Source organism: Veillonella parvula (genome assembly GCF_036456085.1).
In the GTDB taxonomy this organism is placed as follows: domain Bacteria; phylum Bacillota; class Negativicutes; order Veillonellales; family Veillonellaceae; genus Veillonella; species Veillonella parvula_E.
In genome coordinates this window covers 2,007,908-2,032,981 of sequence record NZ_CP138632.1, presented here as the reverse complement: position 1 = coordinate 2,032,981, position 25,074 = coordinate 2,007,908, and the positions used below count along the sequence as shown (strand labels likewise).

At 39.4% G+C, this 25,074-nt stretch carries 24 protein-coding genes; 6 read left to right on the top strand and 18 right to left on the bottom strand.

All coding sequences use genetic code 11. The annotated features are described in order from the left end of the window. Nucleotides 1-28: 28 nt before the first annotated feature. The 11 genes from PK1910_RS09410 to PK1910_RS09360 form a co-directional block, all read right to left on the bottom strand. Nucleotides 29-1,627, bottom strand: a complete 1,599-nt coding sequence (locus tag PK1910_RS09410; RefSeq protein ID WP_331298862.1) for an NAD(P)/FAD-dependent oxidoreductase — start codon at nt 1,625-1,627, stop codon at nt 29-31. Nucleotides 1,628-1,843: 216 nt separating this feature from the next. Next, a complete protein-coding gene (locus tag PK1910_RS09405) occupies nt 1,844-2,770 on the bottom strand; it encodes a CdaR family protein (RefSeq protein WP_004693876.1) in 927 nt (308 codons plus the stop codon). Further along, nucleotides 2,767-3,579 (bottom strand): diadenylate cyclase CdaA, encoded by an 813-nt coding sequence (gene cdaA / locus PK1910_RS09400; RefSeq protein WP_105086940.1) that lies wholly within the window; start codon nt 3,577-3,579, stop codon nt 2,767-2,769. The genes PK1910_RS09405 and cdaA overlap by 4 nt, the downstream gene beginning before the upstream one ends. A 117-nt stretch (nt 3,580-3,696) precedes the next feature. After that, nucleotides 3,697-4,011, bottom strand: coding sequence for an XdhC family protein (locus PK1910_RS09395; RefSeq protein WP_004693881.1), 315 nt, complete (start codon nt 4,009-4,011; stop codon nt 3,697-3,699). Beyond that, nucleotides 4,001-4,729 (bottom strand): XdhC family protein, encoded by a 729-nt coding sequence (locus PK1910_RS09390; protein WP_008602931.1) that lies wholly within the window; start codon nt 4,727-4,729, stop codon nt 4,001-4,003. The genes PK1910_RS09395 and PK1910_RS09390 overlap by 11 nt, the downstream gene beginning before the upstream one ends. Next, entirely contained in the window at nt 4,713-5,525 is an 813-nt protein-coding gene (gene yqeB / locus PK1910_RS09385; RefSeq protein WP_008602932.1) for a selenium-dependent molybdenum cofactor biosynthesis protein YqeB, read from the bottom strand. Before yqeB ends, PK1910_RS09390 begins: the two co-directional genes overlap by 17 nt. Beyond that, the gene (locus tag PK1910_RS09380) at nt 5,522-6,244 is read right to left on the bottom strand and encodes a nucleotidyltransferase family protein (protein WP_278456671.1); all 723 of its coding nucleotides are present in this window, start codon (nt 6,242-6,244) and stop codon (nt 5,522-5,524) included. Before PK1910_RS09380 ends, yqeB begins: the two co-directional genes overlap by 4 nt. Before the next feature lie 6 nt (nt 6,245-6,250). Then, on the bottom strand, nt 6,251-7,009 hold the full coding sequence (gene yqeC, locus PK1910_RS09375) for a selenium cofactor biosynthesis protein YqeC (RefSeq protein WP_278456672.1): 759 nt from the start codon (nt 7,007-7,009) through the stop codon (nt 6,251-6,253). A 41-nt stretch (nt 7,010-7,050) separates the two neighbouring features. Further along, nucleotides 7,051-9,348, bottom strand: a complete 2,298-nt coding sequence (locus PK1910_RS09370; protein ID WP_331298853.1) for a xanthine dehydrogenase family protein molybdopterin-binding subunit — start codon at nt 9,346-9,348, stop codon at nt 7,051-7,053. Continuing rightward, nucleotides 9,348-9,800, bottom strand: a complete 453-nt coding sequence (locus PK1910_RS09365) for a (2Fe-2S)-binding protein (RefSeq protein ID WP_004693892.1) — start codon at nt 9,798-9,800, stop codon at nt 9,348-9,350. Before PK1910_RS09365 ends, PK1910_RS09370 begins: the two co-directional genes overlap by 1 nt. Further along, nucleotides 9,800-10,582, bottom strand: coding sequence for an FAD binding domain-containing protein (locus tag PK1910_RS09360; RefSeq protein WP_331298851.1), 783 nt, complete (start codon nt 10,580-10,582; stop codon nt 9,800-9,802). Before PK1910_RS09360 ends, PK1910_RS09365 begins: the two co-directional genes overlap by 1 nt. 155 nt (nt 10,583-10,737) lie before the next feature. Between PK1910_RS09360 and PK1910_RS09355 the strand changes: the two genes are divergently transcribed. Next, entirely contained in the window at nt 10,738-11,622 is an 885-nt protein-coding gene (locus PK1910_RS09355) for an epoxyqueuosine reductase (RefSeq protein WP_331298849.1), read from the top strand. Nucleotides 11,623-11,816: 194 nt separating this feature from the next. Here the strand turns inward: PK1910_RS09355 and yfbR are convergent, their stop codons facing one another. From yfbR to PK1910_RS09340, 3 genes are read right to left on the bottom strand one after another with little or no spacing between them, the layout of a single operon-like run. Then, on the bottom strand, nt 11,817-12,407 hold the full coding sequence (gene yfbR, locus PK1910_RS09350; RefSeq protein ID WP_024060932.1) for a 5'-deoxynucleotidase: 591 nt from the start codon (nt 12,405-12,407) through the stop codon (nt 11,817-11,819). A gap of 25 nt (nt 12,408-12,432) precedes the next feature. Further along, nucleotides 12,433-13,290: a D-alanyl-D-alanine carboxypeptidase family protein gene (locus PK1910_RS09345; protein ID WP_287506956.1), complete on the bottom strand. Its 858-nt coding sequence runs from the start codon at nt 13,288-13,290 to the stop codon at nt 12,433-12,435. Between the two features lie 25 nt (nt 13,291-13,315). Beyond that, on the bottom strand, nt 13,316-14,245 hold the full coding sequence (locus tag PK1910_RS09340) for a mechanosensitive ion channel family protein (protein WP_004697944.1): 930 nt from the start codon (nt 14,243-14,245) through the stop codon (nt 13,316-13,318). A 175-nt stretch (nt 14,246-14,420) separates the two neighbouring features. Between PK1910_RS09340 and PK1910_RS09335 the strand changes: the two genes are divergently transcribed. Next, complete coding sequence (locus PK1910_RS09335; RefSeq protein ID WP_331298848.1) at nt 14,421-15,197, top strand: adenosylcobinamide amidohydrolase; 777 nt, start codon at nt 14,421-14,423, stop codon at nt 15,195-15,197. Nucleotides 15,198-15,472: 275 nt separating this feature from the next. Here PK1910_RS09335 and PK1910_RS09330 read toward each other — a convergent pair whose 3' ends face one another. From PK1910_RS09330 to PK1910_RS09320, 3 genes are read right to left on the bottom strand one after another with little or no spacing between them, the layout of a single operon-like run. Continuing rightward, entirely contained in the window at nt 15,473-16,450 is a 978-nt protein-coding gene (locus tag PK1910_RS09330; protein WP_119562355.1) for an asparaginase, read from the bottom strand. Nucleotides 16,451-16,488: 38 nt separating this feature from the next. Continuing rightward, the gene (nadE, locus tag PK1910_RS09325; RefSeq protein ID WP_331298846.1) at nt 16,489-17,256 is read right to left on the bottom strand and encodes an NAD(+) synthase; all 768 of its coding nucleotides are present in this window, start codon (nt 17,254-17,256) and stop codon (nt 16,489-16,491) included. An 8-nt stretch (nt 17,257-17,264) separates the two neighbouring features. Beyond that, complete coding sequence (locus PK1910_RS09320; protein ID WP_287511491.1) at nt 17,265-18,716, bottom strand: nicotinate phosphoribosyltransferase; 1,452 nt, start codon at nt 18,714-18,716, stop codon at nt 17,265-17,267. A gap of 301 nt (nt 18,717-19,017) precedes the next feature. Here PK1910_RS09320 and PK1910_RS09315 point away from each other — a divergent pair, with 301 nt between their 5' ends. The 4 genes from PK1910_RS09315 to PK1910_RS09300 all read left to right on the top strand — a co-directional run bounded on the left by PK1910_RS09315 (nt 19,018) and on the right by PK1910_RS09300 (nt 24,115). Next, the gene (locus PK1910_RS09315; RefSeq protein ID WP_021147705.1) at nt 19,018-20,466 is read left to right on the top strand and encodes an aminoacyl-histidine dipeptidase; all 1,449 of its coding nucleotides are present in this window, start codon (nt 19,018-19,020) and stop codon (nt 20,464-20,466) included. Nucleotides 20,467-20,890: 424 nt separating this feature from the next. After that, nucleotides 20,891-21,760 carry a CobW family GTP-binding protein gene (locus PK1910_RS09310; RefSeq protein ID WP_287511489.1) on the top strand — a complete coding sequence of 290 codons (870 nt, stop codon included), beginning with the start codon at nt 20,891-20,893 and terminating at the stop codon, nt 21,758-21,760. Continuing rightward, on the top strand, nt 21,757-23,292 hold the full coding sequence (locus PK1910_RS09305) for a permease (RefSeq protein WP_021147704.1): 1,536 nt from the start codon (nt 21,757-21,759) through the stop codon (nt 23,290-23,292). The genes PK1910_RS09310 and PK1910_RS09305 overlap by 4 nt, the downstream gene beginning before the upstream one ends. 58 nt (nt 23,293-23,350) lie before the next feature. Continuing rightward, complete coding sequence (locus PK1910_RS09300; protein ID WP_008602964.1) at nt 23,351-24,115, top strand: TIGR03943 family putative permease subunit; 765 nt, start codon at nt 23,351-23,353, stop codon at nt 24,113-24,115. A gap of 220 nt (nt 24,116-24,335) precedes the next feature. Here PK1910_RS09300 and PK1910_RS09295 read toward each other — a convergent pair whose 3' ends face one another. After that, nucleotides 24,336-24,902: a biotin transporter BioY gene (locus tag PK1910_RS09295; RefSeq protein ID WP_008602966.1), complete on the bottom strand. Its 567-nt coding sequence runs from the start codon at nt 24,900-24,902 to the stop codon at nt 24,336-24,338. Nucleotides 24,903-25,074 lie beyond the last annotated feature (172 nt).

Below are 25,074 nucleotides of genomic sequence, written 5' to 3'. Positions count from 1 at the left end.
GTAATTCAATTCATCAGTATAATTCCCACTAATTAGGTTTTGCGTATTTTGCCATACATAAAATGGCCGTTTCCGCGCCATCAAGGGCAGCACTCATAATTCCCCCTGCATAGCCAGCCCCCTCACCCATAGGATAGAAACCTCCTACAGTAGGAGAAATGCGTTCTTCATTGCGTCCCATACGGAGCGGCGCAGAGGTACGTGTTTCAACGCCTGTCATACACACCGCAGGATCATCAAACCCTCGGATGCGACGTCCCCAGTATGGCAAGGCACGCTCTAATACGGATGTGACGAATGATGGCAAGCAATCATGTAAATCGCAATTTACAACACCTGGCTCGTAGCTATATATACTATTTTGTACGCTAGGTGCTTGTGAAAGCCCTAAAAACTGCCCTACTGTTTGTGCAGGTGCATGGAAGTTAGAACCGCCCAACTCATAGGCCTTGCGTTCCCATTCTCGTTGAAATGCGATGCCATCTAATGGATGAGTACCAAAGTCATCTGGACCTACGTTGACTACGATAGCACTATTAGCAACACCGCTATCCCGAGCGTATAAACTCATGCCATTTACGACAACGCCACCATCTTCAGAGGCAGATGCTACTACTTGACCTCCTGGGCACATACAGAAGCTATATGCAGTACGGCCTGATTCTTTATCATGGTACACGAGGGAGTATTCTGCTGCACCGAGGCCCAAGCTAGATGGTTCCACGCCATATTGGGACGCATCGATTACAGCTTGATCATGCTCAATACGAACACCGATAGCAAATGGTTTTGCCGTCATTTCCACATTACGTTTATAAAGCATTTCATATGTGTCACGTGCACTATGGCCTACACCAGACAAAACAACAGTCGTATCAATACGCTCACTACCATTAACTTCAACGCCTACGATACGGTCATTTTCAATAAATAAATCTGTTACCTTAGAACCAAAGCGGACTTCACCGCCCCATTCGATGATGCGCTCACGCATGGCTTTTACCATGGTACGCAATTTATCAGTACCTACATGAGGTTTATGTTTATATAAGATTTCTTCAGGCGCGCCAAACTCTACAAAGTATTTAGATATTTCATGTAAACGCGGATGGGTAATGCGAGTTGTCAACTTACCATCGGAAAAAGTTCCTGCGCCGCCTTCCCCAAATTGTACGTTGGACTCAGGCTTAAATATACCCTTTTTCCAAAATGTCTCTACATCATGACTACGTGTATCTACATCTTGACCGCGTTCAAGCACGATTGGGCGATAGCCTTCACGAGCTAAGTAAAAGGCTGCAAGCATCCCCGCAGGGCCAAAGCCCATAACAACAGGACGATGTGCTAATGGTACAGACCCCAAAACGATAGGTTCTGGATCTTCTGCAGCAAATACAGATACATCCTTTTCTTTACCAAGCTTTTTCATGACTTGACCTTCATTATGAACCTCAATGAATAGGGTATATACAAAAACAATGTTTGGCTTCTTACGGGCATCTACGGCACGTCGAACAACATGAATCGTTTCGATAGCACCACGCAACGGGGGATATTTCTTTTCTACAATACTTTTGATATCCGACTTAACCGTAACAGCCACGCGGAGATTTATTATTCTAATCATAGCTTTCCTATTAAAGCCTCCCTTTTAGGTGAGCCTACTTCTTTAATCTTTGACCAAAATTCTTTACCACTTGACCAGTAAGAAAGTAGTCATACATCTTTATTATACAACACTACTATAAAAGCTAATATATAAATCATAAAAAGGCCCTAATAGAGAAATATTCACTCTATTAGGGTCTTTGTCGCAAGATTTCAAAGCCTCACAAAAAACTTATCATCCATTAAGTACCTTCTTTTGTATTTCTACTTTCACCCGTACCGTTGTGGTATTGCTATTAACTCCATTCGGTAATACTAAATTATAGTTACCCTGTACAGTTTCAGTAGCACCCGATACATCGATAGGTTCCGTTTGTATTTCTGTAACGGAATCAATCATTTCTTCACGACCTGTAACTGTTAGTTGCGTTGGTGTAGCAGACGTGGATTTAACTTCATAACCTTCTGCTACTGTACCAACAGTCGGAACAGTAATAGGAACCGCCTTTTCTTTACGTAATAAGTTGAGTTCGTATTGTGCTTGGCCTTGGTTTGGATTAATATGTACATCCAGTACATTACCTGCCGTATCCCAAGCTTCTAAAGTACTAACAGCGCTAAAATTCTTCGTTTGACCAGCCACATTGACTTTCATCACAACCTTGCTCACTGCATTAACTTGTTGCTTACGACCAGAAACAGTTACCTCTTTCGGCACAATCGTTACCGATTTCAAAGCAATATCATCAGAGAACTTGCCGATTGGAACTATTTCAACAGGAATGGTTTTCTCTGCATATTCATCAACATTGATGATGATGTTATCTGGTTTAACCTCCACAAGATTCATCCCTGCTGGAGGCGTAAAATTAATAGTTACATTATTTTGACCTGGTTTTACACCAGATGCATCAATATAAGCCCGTAAATTATCTGATTTCATAGACATAATGGTATCACGTGGACCAGCCAGAACAACACGGACCACATCTGGTGCATCTTCTATGATATAGCCAGAATTGAGATTTTGAACCTGTACAGGTATTGTGTAGGTTACTTCCATCACAGGGTTCTGATCGCGCATAATAAAGAACCACATGACGATAGCTGCTAACAAGGATAATAATTTAGCAGGCCAATTGCGTTTCAAATGAATCATCATTTATTTGCCCTCCATTTCCACATACTAGTAATGGTTTGACGAGGGCGTTCCATAAAGGTGCGCAATGCCTCTTTAATTTGATCCTCTGGTAAATGGCGATAAATATGACCGCCATATGTATAAGAAATGGTCCCTGTTTCCTCACTGACAACGACTACAACAGCGTCAGTTTGTTCAGACAAGCCAATAGCTGCACGGTGACGTGTACCTAGTTCAGTACTCAATGTGCGGTCCTCAGTCAACGGCAACAAGCAGCCCGCTGCACGAATTCGCCCATCACGAATAATCAAGGCCCCATCATGAAGCGGTGTACTAGGAACAAAGATATTTTTAATCAACTCGCGGCTCAATACAGCATCGATAAGAATACCAGTATCTACAAAGTCATTGAGACCTACTTCACGTTCAAAAACGATAAGTGCCCCCGTATGTTCGCGAGACATAACGCGAGCCGCAGCCATCACTTCATTAATAGCCATATCCATTTCTTCTTCGTTTACATTTTGTGCCTTGCTGAAAATTCGGCCACGCCCCAATTGTTCTAGAGCACGACGCAATTCAGGTTGGAATACAACGGGTAACGCAAAGAGAAGAACGGTCATACTTTGTTGCAAAATCCAGTTGATAACGTATAGATTTAACAGATGACTCAATAAATTAAAAATCGCCAACATAACGAGACCTTTTAAAAGAGAAACGGCCCGTGTATCTTTAAGCAATTTATATAAATAGTAAATACCAATAGCAACGATTATGATATCAACAATATCAAGAAGCCTAAAGGTATGTATAAGTGCGTCAATATGCATAAAAATAGCTCCTTATACAAAATAATAAGGTACAATCAATTCTTTGACTGTACCTTATATTTTAACTCATTTTGAGAGTACTGTAAATTTATAAACAAACGCTGAATGAGATTTTTATTAGATGTTTTGTGTTTCAATCCAAACATCCATTTGGCCCCCACAAACCATGCCTTCTTTAACAGCTACGTCATCATCGAGATGAACATCGATACGACGGTGAGCTTCTTTTTTATTCAAAGAGTCCACCGCACTTAGGCGGATTTCATTTTCCGCACGTCCGCCGCCGATAGTACCAAAAATAGATCCATCAGGAAATACAACCATAGATGTACCAGCTTTACGAGGTGTGGATCCACAAGTATATAAAATAGTGGCTACTGCTAAGGTTTCGTTTTTACGTTCACTAAGGTATTCAATAAACTCACGATTCATGGATCACTCTACCTTTCCGCAATGAGCCGCCTTTTTTTCCACGCACCACTGCCAAATATTCACTAACGATAGATAATGCAATTTCCTCAGGCGTTTGAGCTCCTAAATCTAGACCAATAGGCGCATATACCATATCTAACTCATCTTGAGTCCATCCCTGCTCACGCAACACTTCAAAAGCGTGATGGATGCGTTTTTGGCTGCCCATAACGCCCATATAGGTAGGCAAGTACCCTCGTAATTGCTCTAAGCATATATTATCGTACTCATGAGCACGTGTCACAATGATAAAACCAGTATATTCATCAAGAGGTAAATCGTTCTTGAAGTTTTCTAAAGGTAAGCATTTACGTATGACACGTTCATCAAAGAATTCAGGAACTACATATTCTGGACGGTCATCTACGACTGTAACACGACATCCAATAAACAGCAGCAAATCTGTAATCGCTCGGCTAACATGACCTGCGCCTAATACGAGAACTGACGGATCATTTTCTACAGGTTGTACGAAACACTCCATTTCGCCTACCATGCATAGAGAATTTAGCTTTGCTTTATCTACAGTAAACCCTTCAATAGGAGTTCCGTATAGAACCCTTCCATCTTCAGCATAAATAGTCTTATCCCCTTGACGAGGACCGGATAGAACAGTAACCATCACAGTAGTTTCAGTAACCTGTAGACGATCTTTCATCACATCATAAATTGTTTCCATCTAGATTCCTTTCATAATCCCAAGCGGTAACAGCCTCTAATACACCTCCACCGACAGCAAGGGATTTATCTGAAATACTATAGCAATGAGACTCTTCACAACGAGCATCCACATCAGCCAACTTAAAATGATCTGATACGATGAGCCCACTTTTTAAAATGCCTCGTAGAATACCTGTAATTTTCGCTCTTACTGGTTCTTCATCAACATAACCAATTACTTCATTAGCTTGTACAGAATCCCCAATATGACGTTTTGCTGTAAATAGTCCAGCCTTTGGAGAATGAATAACGCGCTCATGAGTGTAGCCACCTACATTTCCAGGGATACCTGTATTAGGTTGAGCTGGTCCATCATAGATACAGCGACCTAATGAATGACCACGCATCGTTTCAATGACTACATCTACATCTTCTCCAGCAATAAATCCAGGGCCCACACCGATAACGAGATCTGCATCATCCCGTTTTGTACCAAGATTCTTTTTACTCAAAATAGCATCGACTACAATCTCTGGTTTTAAAGTGTCCAATAATTCCTCATATGAGCTAGTAACAACGGGGATGATTTCCTGTGCCAATGTATCCTTCACTTCACTAAGAGACACATGACGAGCAACAAAACGTTCCAAAATCATCTCTCCACGATGAACCGCATTACCGTAACATACTTCGCGGCGAATCATGGTAGGAATCGCTATTTCACTAATTACAACGGGATAGCCCGCCCGTCTCAATCTATATACAGCGCCGGAAGCAATGTCTCCGCCTCCACGCATGAGTACCAATGGTTTCATAATGCCTCACTTTCACGATGTTTCAAACGCTCAAAATCATCGGGTGTATCGATATCGTCGCCAATATCATCACTAATCCATAATTTCACGACATGGGCTTTACCATCACCATGAATAATGGTCTTACCCCCTTGATCCCCTTGAATCTGTTGTAAATAATCAAACCAATGAGAACCAAAGAGAACGGGATTTCCCGAGTGATAATTTGCCCCATAATGTGGAACGACGATAGTTTTCGGATGAAAGTTTTCATTAAACGCACGAATGACCTCGTGTACAACAGCACTCGTCAGAAGTGGTTGATCTCCTACTGAACAGAGAATACCGTCTAGCGGTATGGATGACGTATTCATCAAATGACGTACTCCCATCGCTATGGATACGCCTTGCCCTAGTTCAGGATGGTCATTTCGAATGGCTTCAAAACCATAGTTTGTGACAATTGGTTCTAATTTCTCATGATCATCACCAGTAACCGCCACAAAAGGTAGCCTACACGATACAGTAGAAGCCACCTGTCCACCCCATCCACCTTGAAGAGCCCCACAGACCGCATCTAGAACAGTCTTACCACGCCAGGGCAAGAGTTGCTTATTACATCCCATACGCTTGGATTGTCCTCCCACAAGGAGGACAATGCCAATATGCAAAGGATGACGGTCTATGGGGTCTCTCATGGGACTAAAAGCGGTGTTACAATTTGCCTTCATAATAGTCATGAGTACCTACCGACATTGAATAATGCGACGGATTTCACAACTTGCTTTATATCCATCAGCCAAAATGATAGCCGTAATATCACTATCAACAATATGATCAATAAAATCATCGATAATGCGATGTTGTACTGTTTCATAACCAGTACAGAATAGTATTTTCTTACCTTTACTGTATTGGAATAAACCTTGCCTATGCAAAACAAGATCAGCCAACATACGAGGAGTTACAATAGCCCCCATATCGCGTTTTACAATATCTTGAACAAGCTCGATATTATGTACGTGCTCATCATCTAACGGGGCCCCTAGCATTTGTAGATTCACGAGGCCAATCGTAGTCTTTGTAAGAGATGGAATGACAGGTTCGGTCGTCTTAGGTGCCTTGAGCCATTTTTCCTTCGCCCCATCTGCTTCTACAACAATTTGCCAATTGGGATGTAACTTGGATAAACCATCGATAAGATCACAATCTAAGGAGTCTACTTTTGTTCCTGTAATTCCAGCGAACCACGCACCACAATAGCCATGTAAAAGTCGGTCAGTACAATACTCATCAGCTTCATTAATATTATGAGTATAAATCGGTTCATAATGAGCCACCTGAGACTCATAAAGTCGAGTCGTAGTCGTAACTACGATGGGCTGACCTTTCAGCCGTCCATATTCTACTAGTTTTGAAAGCACAGTCGTTTTACCGCCTGCCCCAACAAGGGCAACGATTCCCGGCTGAATCAATCGATTCCAATAGGATGTTTGTGATGTCATAGAACCAGGCCTCCTTAGAAAGTAAAAAGAACTAGAAATCTCTATACTTTATATTTCTCGTCCATAGCCATAAATACCTTCTCAGGTGTCATAGGTAATGTACGAATATCCGCACCAACTGCATTTTTAATGGCATGTTGAATAGCAGGGCACCCCGTATTGATGACAACCTCACCAATAGATTTAGCGCCGAAACCACCTGTAGGCTCGTAAGATTCTACAAAGTCTGTATGTAATTCACCAATATCCTGACGAGTTGGGATTTTATAAGTCATAAGATTGTTTGTTTCCAAACGACCATTATTGGAATAGCGTACATCTTCATATAAAGCCATGCCGATAGCTTGTACCACACCACCCTCAACTTGAACTCGAGCCAATTTAGGGTTGATAACAGTACCACAATCAACACAAGAATAGAAATGAAGAGGAATAACCTTACCTGTTTGTTTATCTACCTTCACCTCAGCAATAGATGCCATAAATGGAGGTGGGGATGTATAACTACCCCATGTAGCAAAACCAGACAACTGCTCCGCATTAACACCAACTAATAATTTTGGTGCCAATTGATGGATATCCATTGTTTTAGCACCATCTTTTGTGGTAGCTACAACGCCGTCAAAGTCAACGTTTTCAACGTCGGTTTCAAAGAATTGAGCAAATTTAGCAATAATCTTAGTGCGCAATTCTTCTGCAGCCATCTTAGCAGCAGTACCCGTTACATAAGTTGTACTAGATGCGTAAGACCCTGGATCGAATGGTACGATATCTGTATCTGATTCTATAACAGTCATATATTCCATAGGACAACCTATTACTTCACAGGCCATTTGAGTCAATACGGTATTAGACCCCATGCCCATATCAGAAGACCCAGTATACAGTGTATAATTACCATCATCACCAAGACGAATTTCAACAGATGCCACATCGATATTTGCGACACCAGAGCCTTGTAATGCTAAAGCCATGCCAAGTCCACCACGATAGCGCTCATCGATATCCCAAGAATGAGGGCGTTCATCCCAACGAGCCATTTCTTTTACGCGATTTACAGTATCTTGGAAAAGACCAGAATCAAGATATTCATCTGGAGCATATACTAAGCTTTGTTCACCTTCTGCTATTAAGTTCTTCTGACGTAACTCAGCTGGATCAATCCCCATCTTATCAGCTAACTGGTTTACTGCACATTCTAATGGCCACAATGCTTCTGTTGCACCATACCCACGGAAAGCACCACCCGGAGTTTGATTAGTATACACACCTTCTGTACCATAATGAACAGCAGTCGCTTTGTTGTATAAAGGTACAGATTTATGTTCGCCAGCCGTTGTAGTAGTGAAGCAATGAGTTGCATGTGCACCAGCGGCTGTGATGGAGTCCATATCAATAACTTTAATAATGCCATCTTTTGTAGCACCTACACGGATTTTCCATTCACGAGCATGACGTGTAGTAGAGCAAGTTTGTGCTTCTGTACGATCGTATAAGAGATAACAAGGTTTTTTCAATGTCCACGCTACAAAGGCCGTCATAATTTCTGTACAAGCCGTTTGTTTAGAGCCGAAACCGCCGCCGATACGAGGTTTAATAACACGGACTTTTGTGGCCGGAATACCGAGTGCACGAGCGATGTGACGGCGTACATGGAATACGATTTGCGTAGAGGATACGATAACTACACGACCTAGCGCATCTATATATCCAAAGCTTTGGAATGGTTCCATCGCTGTTTGGCGTGTGGCCTGGTCAAAGTATGTGCCTTCTGCCACGTAATCACATTTAGCAAGTTCTGCTTCCACATCTCCTACCCGTTTGTGATAGGATACGCAAATATTGCGTTTGTAATCTTGTCCTACAGGGATATTATTGTGAATATCATCTTCAGGATGTACTATAGTTTCATGATCGATAGCAGTATGCATATCAAGTACAGGTTTCTGTACTTCGTATTCAACCTTGATAAGCGGCATTGCTTTAAGCGCTGTAGCCTCATCTTTTGCTACGATGAGAGCTACTTCGTCTCCAACATAGCGAACTACAGGGTCCAAAATAAGCGCATCATAAGCGGATGGCTCTGGATATGTTTGACCTGCTAATGTGAATCGCGTATTAGGCACATCTTCATAAGTAAAAATAGCTTCTACGCCAGGGATCAATTTGGCTTTAGATGTATCAATAGATTTGATGCGCGCCTGAGCATGAGGACTACGAAGGGCCTTAATAACGAGCGCATCTTTGGGAACAAAATCACCAGTATAAGACGGTTTACCAGACAAAATACCTTTGGAGTCAACTTTGTCATAGGACTTACCAATATGCTTGTTCATCATTATAGGCCTCCTTCTAAGAATTTACGAACTCCTCGAAGTTGTGATTCATAACCAGTACAGCGACACAAGTTACCTATGAGGTATTCGCGAATCTCATCATCGCTAGCCTTTGGATTTTTGCGTTTCAAATTAATAGCACTCATCATCATGCCAGTTGTACAAAAACCACACTGATCTGCGCCTTCACTTGCGATACAAGCCGCTAATAATTCAGCTTCCTCTTGTAAACCTTCTAATGTAGTAATTTTATGTCCTGGCGCACGAAATGTAGGGTAGGCACAGGACAAAATAATTTCGTCATCCACCCATACAGTGCAAAGGCCACAGTTTGTAGTATCACAGCCACAGCGGACACTGTAATAGCCAAGATTACGCAATGTGTCTAGCAACATCTCATCAGTTGGCACATTAACAGTTACATTTTTGTTATTAATATTAAGTACGAGTTCCATTATTGTGCCACCTCCTTAGCTAAGCGTTGAACCATTGCTTTTACCATTTCCATGCGATATTCTTTGGACGCATGAGAGTTAGATTGATACACTAGTTCTTCGGATGCCAATTGACCTGCCTCTTTTGCGGCAGATAATCCTCTTTCTGAAAGCAAAGCACTTGCTTTTTCTGCTAATTGAGGTGTACCAGGTCTTGTGCCGATGTATAATTCAACGCCTTTTTCGTCATGGCGAAGAGCACCTGTCAATAATGGGAAGTCGCCACGAGAGATGCGAAGAGCTTCAACAGCTACAGGTACATCTACTTTAGGGATGCGAATTTCCACGAGAATATCACGTTCTCTATATGTCATATAGTCTTGCATGGACATACGACCACCTTTAAAGGTAACGATGTCTGCATGCACTGCCAATAGCGCAGGGATGATATCAGAGAAGCCAAATTTACTTGCTACAGAGCCGCCCATGGTAGCAGTATTCCTAAATTGAACGCCAAGAATCTCCTTAACGCCTTTAACTACGGCACCGCCGCAGAATTGTTGTAAAGGCTCAAAGCGTTCCACATCTCCTTGTGTCGCCATAGCGCCAATTACAAACTCCTTATCTTCTTCACGAACATAACGCAAATCAAGACTCGCCATATCAATCACTGATGGCCAAGTACGTCGTCCTAGACGCAGCCAACAGCCGCCTGCTAGCATAGGAGCAGTTTTGTTCTTTGTGGCTAATTCGTAAGCCTCTTCCACCGTCTTCGGTTGTAATACTTTCATAAATGCTAACATAATCTGTCCTCTCAATGGTATACTAATACTAACAGAATTACGGTGCTAACTATAAAAATACAGTTCTCACCAAACTACAAACTTAACAAAAAACTATAGAATCTCGTGCATTTTTTATACTTTTATTTTACCAATTATTTACCACTAAATCTACGATGAAAGATATAAATTTACAGGAAATTTGCAAAGAATTACATATTTATGAATTTGGAATTGCCTCATGGCCACTACCTGAACAGGCCAAAACTATTTTATTTGAAAGCAACCCATGCCCTTTTACTACGGCAGATGTGGAAGCAAGACTACTAGGAACTACTCAGTTTATGCCCAAAAGTGCCATCGTTTGTCTATTCCCGTACCATGTACAACACAAAGGCCATGCCAATCTATCGCGCTATACATGGTCAACAGATTATCACCTGGTCATTAATGAATATTTAGAACGTCTTATTGAAAGATTACAAATAATTGATGACTCGGCTCAGTTCTCTATTCATTGCGACACCTCTCCTTTAGCAGATCGGTACATGGCCTACTTAGCAGGTCTCGGCTTTTACGGAAAGAACAACTGTTTTATCAGCCCTAAATGGGGTTCTTATGTCGTTATTGGTACGATTTTAACAACACTAGAACTCAAACCAAATACCCCTCTTGAGCAGTCCTGTATAGGATGCAATCGTTGTATTACAGCATGCTTAGGCCAATGTTTGGGCCATGACGAATTTAAATTCGCGACCTGTAAAAGCTACTTAACTCAGAAAAAAGAAGAACTTACCGATGAAGAGGAACAGATTCTCGCTAAAACACCACTCGTATTTGGTTGTGATGTGTGCCAAGAGGTGTGTCCTCACAACAAAGATTTTCCAACTACGCCCATCCCAGAATTCCAACAGATAGAACCGTATATTAATATAGACGAACTAGAAACACTAACGAACAAAGAATTCAAAGCAAAATACGGTCATCGAGCCTTCTCGTGGCGAGGTAAAAAAATACTAATGAGAAATCAAGAGATTATAGATAGAAAAAGCAAACTATAATATTCAATAAGGCATAATAATTAACAAATACGCTTATAATAATTATTATTAAACAAACTAACAAAATTTGATAAAGCATTAGCAACATAATCTACAAATCTTTAAAATCAAAAAGAGACAGCCCAAATGAACTACACCTTCAAAATTGTGTGCAAATTTTGGGGTACAGTTCAAGAAGTCGTCTCTTTTAATAGTTACTTAATTTCGTAATAGTTCAACTCATCCAAGCTTTTACCAAGAGCAGGGATATATAATTCAATAAACATATCTACCTCAGGCATATTTAGAGTTTTCAACTTAGCTAAGATAGAGTCATGTGCCTCTTTAAACTCATCATTTCCTGCCTTGAGCTCTTTGACGCATTTCATATAGGCTGAAATTGTATCGGCAGCCTTAACAATAGACCATTCTGGACTAGCCTCTGCATCAACAAGTATAGGCTTATAAACAGATTGTAACCGGTCTGGCAAGGTTGATAGCATTTTTTCTTGCGCCAAAGTTTCGACCTCACCATACAGTTCACGCAACTTTGGATCAAAATACTTGATTGGTGTCGGCATATCTCCTGTAAAGATTTCACTTACCTCATGATACATAGCTATAACAGCTACCTTATTAATATCTACATTTCCACCGAAGTATTCATTTTTTATAGCTCCCAAATTGTGGGCTACCATAGCCACTTCAAGGCTATGTTCTTGAATATTTTCTATTTCCGTATTTCGCATGAGGCTCCATCGATTGATAAAGCGCATGCGTTTTAAAAATGCAAAAAATGAACTCATATATCCCCCATTACACAATAGGACCTTAAATTACCCCACGGAGTTTAAAGCCATAATCAAGGAATTGCACCGCTTCATCCCAACGGTTATCATCGTTTAACATGACTACAATCATAGTATGGCCCTTACGTGTGGCAGACGCAATCAAACATTCTCCTGCTGCATTTGTAAAACCTGTTTTCAAGCCATTTGCACCAGGATATTTGTTGCGAATGAAGTGGTTTGTAGTACGAATTGTTTCTGGTGCACGGTTTTGGTACGGCACCTTATAGTAATCATTGGCAACCTTGTCACGGAACATTTGGTATTTCATGCCATACGCAGCAATCATCGCTAAATCACGAGCCGTAGAATGGTGACCCTTTTGTGTTAATCCATGAGGATTCAAGAACACACTATTCTTTGCCCCCGCTTTTGCAGCAATGCGAGTCATATCTTTAGCAAATTTATCCACAGAACCACTTACATTTTCGGCTACTACAACGGCCGCATCATTACCACTAGCAACCATCATACCTTCAAGAACACCTTCCAATGTAATCTGATCGCCTACGCGAACCCCAAGGTTTGATTCTTCCATGCTCGTTGCATAGCTACTTATAGTAGCTAATTCATCAAACTGTGTGCCCTTTAATTCTAAGGCAGTTAACAAGGTGACCATTTTTGTAGTACTAGCTGGATGCATCCACTTATCTGGGTTCTTTGCAAATAAAATTTGTTTTGTATCTGCATCAATGAGGACTACGGCCTCACCAACAGTAGAAGGAGGTGAAATGTATGCAGCTTGAGCAACACTAGCACCTATAAATATGATTCCTATAAAAGTTATGGCCAATACCAATTTCTTATAAAACATATGAATATTCGTCGTTAAAAGTGTCATCACTCTCGTTCTACCTTCCAGTATCTTAACTTTCAAGACTATCATCTAGTGCTACATTTGTAGCAGTTGCTTTCTTCTTTGTCCCTTTAATTTCACCTGTCGATGTATCTACATTTTGAATATATACTACACGTTGAGGATATGGAATATCGATGCCATATTTGTCGAATGCATCTTTTACATCAGACATAATGCTATATTGAACATCGAGAAAATCATTCGACTTAACACGAGCATAAGCGGCGATTCGTACAGAATTATCTCCAAATTCAGAGATACCTATTTCCATATTCTTCGGATTAAGGACACGTTTATCTGCTGCAAAAATATTTTTTAAGATTTTTATTGCCTCATGATGATCATTATTATAACCAATGTCAAACGTAAATGGGATAACCCGTTCTGTAGTATAAACAATGTTAGTTACAGCTTGTGATGTAAGAAGAGAATTAGGTATGTATACATTCTTTTGATCTTTTGTAGTAATAACTGTATACATAAATTGAATTGATTTAACACTGCCAACTACATCACCTACCTGAATAACGTGACCCGCTCTAAAAGGTTTGAAGATAAGAATTAATAAACCAGATGCTAAGTTAGAAAGGTTATTCTGTAAGGCGAGACCAATACCTAAACCAAACGCACCAAAAGCAGCTATAAAGGATGTTGTAGGAATACCGATTTGGTTTAAGCAAATCAATACTAACCCTACTAGCAAGGCATAATTAATAATTTGAGTGATAAAGCTCATTGCTGCTGAGTCATAGGAAGCTTTTGTCATAATGCGGACCGCAAATGCTTTTACCCATTTAATAGCATATCGCCCAATCCAAAATAAAATTAATGCTAATAAGATATTTCCAGCTTGTGCAAAAAACCAGTCCCTTATTTGAATTAATATATTAGCGTCTTTAAAAAGAAATTCAGAAACAGCACTTAAGAAATTAGCCATAGTAACCATCCATAATATAAATCGATACAATAACAAATATCTATCACAACATAATAGCAATATAATAACGGTAAATATATATGCTATAATTTTACATATGCATTTGCAATACGATAATAAAGATATTATATCGTTATATTCCATATATAACAATCATAAAACTAGGGAGACTTACATGTTCAAAAATCTATACGAAGCACCCCAAGAGCTTGCTACTGGAGGCTATGTAACTAGAGAGTTACACTCCGTTACGGTACACTTTGACGATATCCACTATTCTCTTTCGAGCGGACAATTAAATGGTGGCTATCACCATACGCTAGCGGTACGCAACCAACAGCTAACATATCAAATCGAAACAGAAAAAGATTTACCCGGTGGCTCTGTAGCCGATTATTTGGCTCAAGAATTTGAACATATTGATACTCCTGTTCATTTTAGTACAGCACTTCTCACGTCTGCCACAATGCATCTACACGCCTATTCCAAAGTTGAAGAACATGATACTATTGTGGAAACTATCGTGACTGCAGGCTATGAAAAAACGGCACATCGCGCAGGTACAGGCTATTGTTACGAAGAGCGTGATGGAGACTTCATAGTGCCAGGCACAATTAATATTCTCGTATTTACAAATAAAGCTTTAACAGATAGCGCTATGGTAAAAGCTATTATGACGATTACCGAGGCAAAAACCGCAGCCCTACAAGATTGGAATGTTGAAAGCGTACGACTCCATCCGTTTATTAATGAAGACATTCCTGACGCAATTACAAAAGAACGCAAAACATCTGCCACAGGTACCTCTACAGATGGTATCATTCTCACCATCGATACAAATGGAGCTATCTTAACAGATGCTGGTTCCTTCTCATTATTTGGAGACACCTTAGCCAAGGCTGTCTATGTAGGCGTACAAAGAGCACTAGAAAATGCTATCGGCGCTGAATAATCCTATTTTGTAATATACAAAAATATCTAGAATGATACCCCAAAAATTATCATTCAATACCCCACTCATATATGAAAAATATAATACAAATGAAAAACCGCACATCCTAGGCGATCGGAATGTGCGGTTTATTGCATATAAAACTGTTACATATAATATAATTCTTGAAAATGAATATCAAATTAAAATTTGAGATATTTTCTCAAATTTTTCAAATTAATTATTAGATTCAAAGAATTATTATGTTTCATATGTTCCATGAGTATTATGTGCCTTTAATATTCATGGAAAAATTGTTGTAACTTTTTAAGATTTTTAGTTTTTGTAAGCCCTAGCATCAGTAAAATACGAGCTTTTTGTGGACTTAAAGTATCACATACGAGATAGTTTGCCAGTGCATCTTGTGGCACTGCAGATACCATGCCACTACCGGTACGAGAAGCACGTACCGTTGGAAACTTTGTATTCTGTGTGATTTGACGTACATTTTGTGGGATAGTACCATGACCAAGCCCTGTTAAGATCAAACCGTCAGGATTTGTAGCAACTACACTCATAGGCACCATATCATCCATACCACCGTAGCAAGTCATTATAACTACACGAGGCAACTCAGCTAATTTACTCACATCAAATACGGAGTCTTGAGTATGGCGGCGAGTCGATGTTTTATAATAGTGGGCAACACCATCTTGTACAATACCAAGATGCCCCACTAATGGACTATCAAAGGTCGCTACATTAGTAGTATTGCATTTAGATACATCCCTTGCCCCATCAATGTAGCCATTTAATACGACTACCACACCTTTACCTACAGATGATGGTGTTCTCGCTACTTGGATTGCTTGCAATAAATTAATTGGCCCGTCTGCACTAATAGCACCAGCAGGTCTCATAGATCCAGTAATAACAATCGGCTTGTCTGTATGAACTGTCAGATTCAGAAAATATGCTGTCTCCTCCATGCTATCTGTACCGTGAGTAATGACAACACCACCGATATCATCTCGATTAACCAATTTTTGCACCAACTTAGAAAGTTCTAACCAATGATTTACGGTAATATCGGAGCTTTCAATATTACTAAACTGAGTATAAGTATAAGGACCATACGGTTTTGTGCCAGGTACAGAGGCTAAGATTTCGTCAAGGCCTAATACCCCTGCCGTATAACCCGTTAAATCCGTATTTGAAGTACCTTTTCCAGCAATAGTTCCACCAGTACCAATCAAAGCGATTTTTGTCTCCATATTACCTCCACTATAAATCAAGATTTTCACCCTATCAATTAAAGGTTTGGGTCAAATGACGGCATCAACTCTAATTTATGCTTATTAATTAGATTCAGATGGTCGATTCGCTCTTTTATTGTTTGATCTTCAATTTCCCCAGTTCTAATATAATGATCCAATACAGCATAGGTAAATCCTAATTTATCCTCATCAGACTGACCGCTGAGACCATCACTTGGCACCTTATCAACTAGATGCAATGGAATATCAAGAAGTTTTCCTATTTGACGAACTTCTTCTACTACGAGTTGTGCGAGAGGGCTAAAATCTCCTGCACTATCTCCGTATTTTGTAGAGTATCCTACGTAGTCTTCAGAACCATTACAAGTATTTGCTACACGAGCACCATTTGGTAAATTTTGCCCTACTGCATAGAGAGTTGCCATTCGGAGACGAGGCGGCGTATTGATGGCAGCATCTTTAGATAAATCGGTTCTCCCCGTTACAACATCATACCCCTTAGCCTGAACGATAGCATGAGTTAGCGCCTCATAGGCAGCGCCAATATTGACCGTCATGTGAGGAATTCCTAAATGATTCACCACTGCCTGAGCATCATCAATATCCGATTGCACTCCATTTGGCATAAGAACACCAACTACGCGATCTGCACCGAGAGCTTCTTTGCAAAGAGCTGCCACGATAGTCGAGTCCTTACCACCTGAAATACCAACTACAGCACTACAGTTAGGACCATTTTTACCAAAATAATCTCGAATCCATTGAATGAGGGCATCCTTTGTAGCTTGTGGATTTTCTAACATAGGCCCTCCTACTTTTTCCGATAAATACGGTTCAATAAATCCATCTTCAATTGATAGTAGCTAGGACTCATATCAAGGTAGTGACGATGTGGATTTTCAAAGCGTTGCTCTTCAGGCCAAATTTCATTAGCTAATTGATCTTGCACATATGCTCGAATTTCCTCTAGGGTTGGTAAGTCCACAACTAATTTACCATCCTTGATAATAAGCTGCTTCATCTCTTTAAAAGTACAATTTTCAAAATATAATTCACGCCAAGGTTGCTCAGGATCGATATAACGATATGGTTCCTCTGTATCAGGTACCTCTCTCAACAATGTTAATAGATCTGCAATCGCACGTCCTTTATCATTATAAACACGATATACCTTTTTAAGACCTGGATTAGTAATTTTTTCTACACTTTCAGAAATCTTGATACGCGGTTCCCACATACCATCTTTCTCGATGCTAGCAATCTTATATACCGCACCAAATACGGGGTCACTCTTAGAGGTAATGAGACGCTCCCCTACACCAAAGATATCAATAGGCCCACCTTGTATGAGCAAAGATGTGATTGTATACTCATCTAGACTATTAGATGCCATGATTTTACAATCTTCTAAGCCTGCATCATCTAGCATGCGCCGCGCTTTTTTAGCCAAATACGCAAGGTCACCAGAATCTAGGCGAATTCCTTTTAAGCGTTTCCCCATTGGCTCCAATACATCCTTTGCTACCTTAATAGCATTGGGCACGCCAGAGTTTAACACATCATAAGTATCAACGAGGAATACTGCATTATCTGGATACACTTCGGCATAGGCTTTGAAAGCATCGTATTCAGAACCATAGTACATAACCCAGCTATGTGCCATGGTCCCACTAACAGGAATGCCAAATTGTTGCCCTGCTAAAACGGTTGCAGTGGACTGAACACCACCAATATAAGCGGCTCTTGCACCATATACAGCAGCGTCTACATTATGTGCACGACGAGCACCAAAGTCAGCCACAATACGCCCATCCGCAGCGCGAACAATGCGATTAGCTTTTGTGGCGATAAGGGATTGATGGTTCATCATAGTAAGCACTGCAGTTTCTATAATTTGTGCATCTATGAGAGGAGCCACAATTGTAATTACAGGTTCATTAGGATAGATGATAGAACCTTCTGGGAAGGCATATACATCACCAGTGAAAGAGAAATCTTTTAAATAAGCTAAAAAATCTTCACTAAAAATACCCTGACTCCGTAAATAAGAGATATCACTTTCATCAAAGTGTAAATTTAAAATGTACTCAACGATTTGTTCGAGACCACCAAAAATAGCAAAACCGCCCTTGTCTGGATTACGTCTAAAAAAAACGTCAAATGCGACGCGATCCACATTTTTTAATTTTGTAAAGTAGCCATGTGCCATAGTCATCTCATAAAAATCCATAAGCATGCTAATATTGCGGCTTTCATGTTGCATTAGTTCACCAACCTTCTAAGATCTATAGAAATTTAGTTAATTGTTATTCGTTATTCGTATACCCTCATTATACAATATTATTCCTATATAGCTAGCACTTAGCATAATCTATCCTAATAATCTTTATTGTGATATAACTATATATATACAACAATAATTTATATAGTTCGTATGTATGAAAGAACATAGTCTAGACTGTAAAACAAGCGACCATTACGCTATAATATTTTATTTTGTATTGTTTTAAAAGCTTTCAATAATACATACATATCTATTTTACATGAGAATGAAAGGTACCATTATGGAAACAATCGTTCAAGCAAAACGCGTATTAGAAATTTTTAAAGAAATGAGCCAAATCCCTCGTGAGTCCGGCAATGAAAAAGGCATCAGCGATTACATCGTGAACTTTGCTAAAAATTTAGGTCTTGAAGTTCATCAAGACGAAATCTTTAATGTAGTTATCAAAAAAGCTGCATCTCCAGGTTATGAAAACCGTCCATCCATCATTTTACAAGGTCATATTGATATGGTTTGTGTTAAAGACCATGACTCTAACCACGACTTCTCTAAAGATCCAATCGCCAATATCATCGAAGGCGAATGGATGCACGCAGACCATACAACATTAGGTGCCGATAATGGCATGGGTGCTGCTATGATGCTTGCTCTCCTTGAAGATGAAAGCCAACAACATGGACCAATGCAATTATTATTCACTACCAACGAAGAAACTGGTATGGATGGTGCCTTTGCCATTAAAGAAGGTCAAGTAACTGGTGACTACTTACTCAACCTAGATACAGAAGTAGAACATGACTTCACCGTTAGCTGTGCTGGCGGCTGCCACGTACATGTAAAAATTCCATTGTTACGCGAAAACAATTTACCAGGCTATGATGCGGGCTTATCCATTACAGTAACCGGCCTCAAAGGGGGGCACTCCGGCATCGAAATCAACGAGCAACGAGCTAATGCAAACCAAGTACTAACCCGTGTACTCTATGATATTCAACAACAATATCCTATTAGCTTAGCGTCTTTCGAAGGTGGCGTAAAACATAATGCAATCCCGTCTAAGGCAGTAGCTGTACTATCCGTACGCTCTGAAGATGTGGCAGCCATTAAAACATTGCTCGCATACCAAGAAAAACAATACCAACACGAATATAGCGTACAGGATCCAGGCCTTACATTTGTAGTTGAAGATGTTCCTACTCCTGAAATAGTATATGCAGAAGACACAACAGAAGCACTTATTACATATATCTATCTTGCACAAGATGGGGTTCATTCTGTAAGTAAGTCTATCCCAAACCTTGTAGAAACATCTAATAATATTGCTATCGTACGTGAAAATCAACATACCATTGAAATACTCATTTCTATTCGTAGTTCCAATAGCAATAGTCTTGAATTCTTAACGAAAAAAATGATGCTTCTTGCAAAAGCACTTGGCGTAGCTGCAGAGCGTACAGGTGGATATCCAGCATGGGAATACGACAAAGGCTCAAAATTGGAAGAACAAGCGATTTCCTTGCATAACGAAATGTTCGATACACCAGCTAATGTAAATGCTATTCACGCAGGTCTCGAATGTGGTTTGTTAAAAGGCGTATTGCCAAATACACAAATGATTAGCTTTGGGCCTACTATCGTAAGTCCTCATACACCATCAGAACGCGTTCATTTACCTTCTGTTGAAAATGTATATGTGTACCTCAAAGCATTATTAGCAAAATTACAATAAAATAAATAATTACTATATTTTTGATGTATAATTTGTTATACTATAAGCAAATAACACATCAAGTTACGAGACCCATGTAATATTGACTCTCCAACCCTCCTATAAGTAATTCAGCCATCTCTCCAACTGAATTATCTTGTAGGAGGGATTTTTTTCATAAAAATTTTTCAACTACATAAATAAATATTTATTCATACAGGAGTATTCTTTCATATATGAACAACATGGAATGCATCGTTTTATTTATAAATAATTATGAATATCAACTACATGTGCCAGTATACTCATATATAGTATATAATCTATAAATTTCAAAAAAAGCTGTTAAACTCTGACTCATTCACTAGTCTCCATATACCCCATAGAGTATTTTCTGTGTTATCCTATAGGTGTATACTGTGTTTACATTACGCAGGAGGTATATATGATTCCAATAGTTATCATATCCGGATTTCTAGGTTCTGGAAAAACAACATTCTTACAACATATACTAAAAGAACATACATCGAAAGATAAAATTCTTATTATAGAAAACGATTTTGGTGAAACTAGCCTCGATGCTGCTAATCTTGCAAAAACAGGGGCCACGGTCCGTGAAGTAACATCTGGCTGTATTTGCTGTAGCTTACAAGGAAATTTCCAACAAGCACTACTTGATATTCTGCAAAATTACAAAATCGATATGATCTACATCGAGCCATCAGGTGTCAGCAAACTCAGTGAAATCATCCATACTTGTAACGACGAGGACATTGCAAAATCTGCTTACATTCACGCATCAATAACGACTGTCGATGCTATGCAAGCACCAATGTTTATCAAAAATTTTGGTCTTTTCTTCAAGGATCAAATCACTCATAGTGATGCAATTTTTTTGAGCCATACAGAAGATATTCAACAGACAAGCATTACAAAACGTATGATTCGCGACCTCGCGCCACATACACCAATTCATGAAGAAGCATGGGATACCATTGGTTTGCGTGATTACATCAAGCGCCTGTATCATTGTCATGATGATCACTGCTTACACGATGAACATTTATTTATGAGTCATACCTTTAAGGATTTGCGCACCCTTAGTCTTGCACAATGGAAAACCATTTTAGAAGGCATGCCTGATACGGTGCTTCGTGCCAAAGGGATTGTACCAACCACGGAAGGTCCTCACGAACTCCAATACGGCACTCATTACTGTTCGCTTTCACCTAGTGAAACTAATGACTATAGTTTAGTCGTTATCGGCACAGATTTTAATGTACCAATGATACATAACGAAGTGTGTCAATCATGATACCAGTTTATATCGTTACAGGGTTTATTGGATCCGGTAAAAGCACGTTCATAAACGAACAATTACAATACCGTAAAAAGCTAGGCGGTACCGCAATAATCAGCGCCGAAGAAGGCAGTGAACCTCTCATCAAAGAGCCCTTACAACTCAATGCGGATGAACTCAGTGCCATTGTTCCTAGCGATATCAAGTCTTACGAATTGATAGCCTGTAAAATCGGGGATTATTTAAAACGACTACAGCCAAAAGAGCTATGGATTGAGTGGAATGGCATGGTAAGCTTTCATCAACTAGAAGCCTTACTATATAGCGATATATTAAGCCACCTATTACAAGTAGAAAAGGTATTGTATATTTGTACCGATCAATTTGTCTCAACCATACTCCCTGGTTTAGGTAATGATGTAATGAGTCAATTGTATAGTGCAGATTGTATTATCACAGAATCCAATACACATCACGCTTTACTACGTACCTACAACGGAGAGGCTAAAATTATAACAGCTCCTACACCAGAAAAAGTAGAACAACTGTGCCGGAATTCCACATGGGGACTCATTCCTAATCTATTAGTTATTGGTATTACAACCTATATACTGTTGGTCACAGCTTTTCGCCATGACATCCCCTATTCCATTCACCAATGCTTCGCCATAATCACGGGCCTCATCATCGAGGCCATTCCATTCCTTTTATTAGGCACGGTAGGCTCAACGATTATTCGCTATTTCGTACCACAACGAGTATTACTAAAACTGTTAGGTGACCATTCTTTGAAAAGCTATGGGGCTGCTATGGTCAGTGGCTTTGCCTTGCCAATTTGTGACTGTGCCATCATCCCCTTATTCAAGGCGCTAATAGATCGAGGCATCCCTTTATCAGTAGCTCTTTTATTTATGCTCGCTAGCCCGATTATCAACCCTATCACCATTCTTTCTACATGGTATGCGTTTCCTGACAATCCCATGCTCTCCGTATGGCGTATCGTTTTAGGACTAGGTGTTGCCTTGTTAGTAGCCCTATCGTTCCGATTTTGGCCTCCAGCCACATCTATTTTGAAAGCAAGAACACCACAGAATCTTAGCTACGAAGAAATCGTTTTAGAAACAACTAAAACTAAACATATCGATAAAAAAAGATTGTTAGTCCATATGGAACGAGAGTTTTCTCAACTCTTATTCTATTTTTCCATGGCGGCAACTGTACTATCTATAGTTCAAGTGTATGGCAAGCCTTGGCTTCTCAACGCAGGATTAACCTTGCCAGAATTTACAGCCATTCCAATTTTGCTGATGTTAGCATTCTTCTTTTCAATCTGCTCTACATCAGATGCCATCATCGGTAAATCCTTGAGCACCTTATTTCCTATTAGTTCCGTAATGGGCTTTCTCATCTTAGGTCCGATGTTAGATATCAAAAACGTATATATATTAAAACAATATATGCCTACCTCATTTATCATACGATTAAGTATAACGATTGCCGTTATGTCCTATATAGCAGCATTAGTATTCAAATTCTTTCTTAGCTAATTTACAAATTTTTATAATCATTATCTCAGTTCTTAATTAATTAAAAGGAGATGATTTCATGACATTAGGACTGAAAGATCGCTTTTCTATCGTGAAAGGTCTATTGTATCTCATCTTAGGTATCTGTTGTATTTACCTCATTGTGACAGGTCGTTATTTGAACTATATTGCACCTCGTTATGAACTTTTACTAGGTATTAGTGGCGTTGCCCTTATTTTAGGCGGTTTAGCGACGATTATTTGGGCTCCGTCAAAATACTACAAACATAACTGGAAATCTATCGTTCCAATTATTATTCCTATTATGTTGCTCATCGTTCCTCCTGTTCTTGTACCATCAACAGGCGTTCATGGTGCCGCTCGTGTAAACGATGATACTAACAATTTTGACTTTACAAACGATGCTATTGGAGAGGTTGTCACCGTTAACAGTGAAAGTAAAGAGCCAGGAATTTCCAAGGACAAAAAAGAAATCGTTTTGAACTCAGACAATTTCTATCAAACCATTGTAAAAGTTGGATCTAATGCGGATCAATATAAAGACTACACAGTTTATATGACAGGCTATGTGAACCGCGAAGATAATACATTAAAATCTAACGAATTTACTATTTCTCGTATGGCTATGGCTTGTTGTATTGCTGACGTTGCCCCTATTGGCATGACAGCCTATAAAACAGATGGTGATAGCTTACAAAATGAACAATGGGTATCGATTGAAGGAAAGGTTTCTACGCGAGACTTCCACGGTCGTAAACAACCATATGTAGAGATTACAAAAATCAAATCTGCAGAACCTATATTAGGCTATGTATACCCTTAAGAATTACATAAAAAACGAGGCTTAACGCCTCGTTTTTAATAGGAATGATTCTGTTGAATAAAATAACGTATATTTCATAATTCAATATCTATATGAATCTACAACAGATTAATTCCTTATAATAGTTATAATAGTTATTATAGTTATTATATTTATTATATTTTTTTTCTAGTTATTCTAATTATAATAGTTATTAAAAAATAGTTATTAAAACATTCTATTAGTGCTGTAATTCTTTAATAATTCTCTTGCCAAGAGATGCTGCTACAGCGCACAAGAAAATATCTGGGCCAACTGGGATTAGGAAGCATGTAATAATGACAGCTTCCACACCAATCGGCTTACCTAAATACAGATTCATAATAAAGTATAGGTACACCATGCCAAGACCATATACAATAAATAGATTTAATATAGATCCGGCTAGCAAACGTTTAAACGATAGTGTATCCATTGTCTCTGCAATGCGTCCTACTGCATACGCACCAACCATAAAGCCAATTAAATAACCAAAGGTAGGTTGCAAAATATAACTAGGACCACCACCAGATGTAAAAATAGGAACCCCAACAAGGCCTAGTACAATATAAATGCCAACACTAGCGGCACCTAAACGACTACCTAAAACAATGCCCGCTAATGTAGTAAATAAGATTTGCAATGTAAACGGACAATTCGGTAATGGGACCCGTATGAAAGCACCAACCGCGATTAGCGCCACAAAGAGTGCTGTCATCGTTAACTGACGGGTGGTAATGCGAGTTTGTTTTGATACAGTAGAGCTCATGGTATACCTCCATTCATAACAGACCTAAGCAGGAATTTGTGCTATCAATGGAGAATAAAAGTCCAAGATAACACGGAAACAAACTACTAACTATCTAAATTAAAGCACTTGTATTTTTAATTGTCAACTATAATAGTTGACTTTTAGTTTACTATATAGTCTAATACTATAT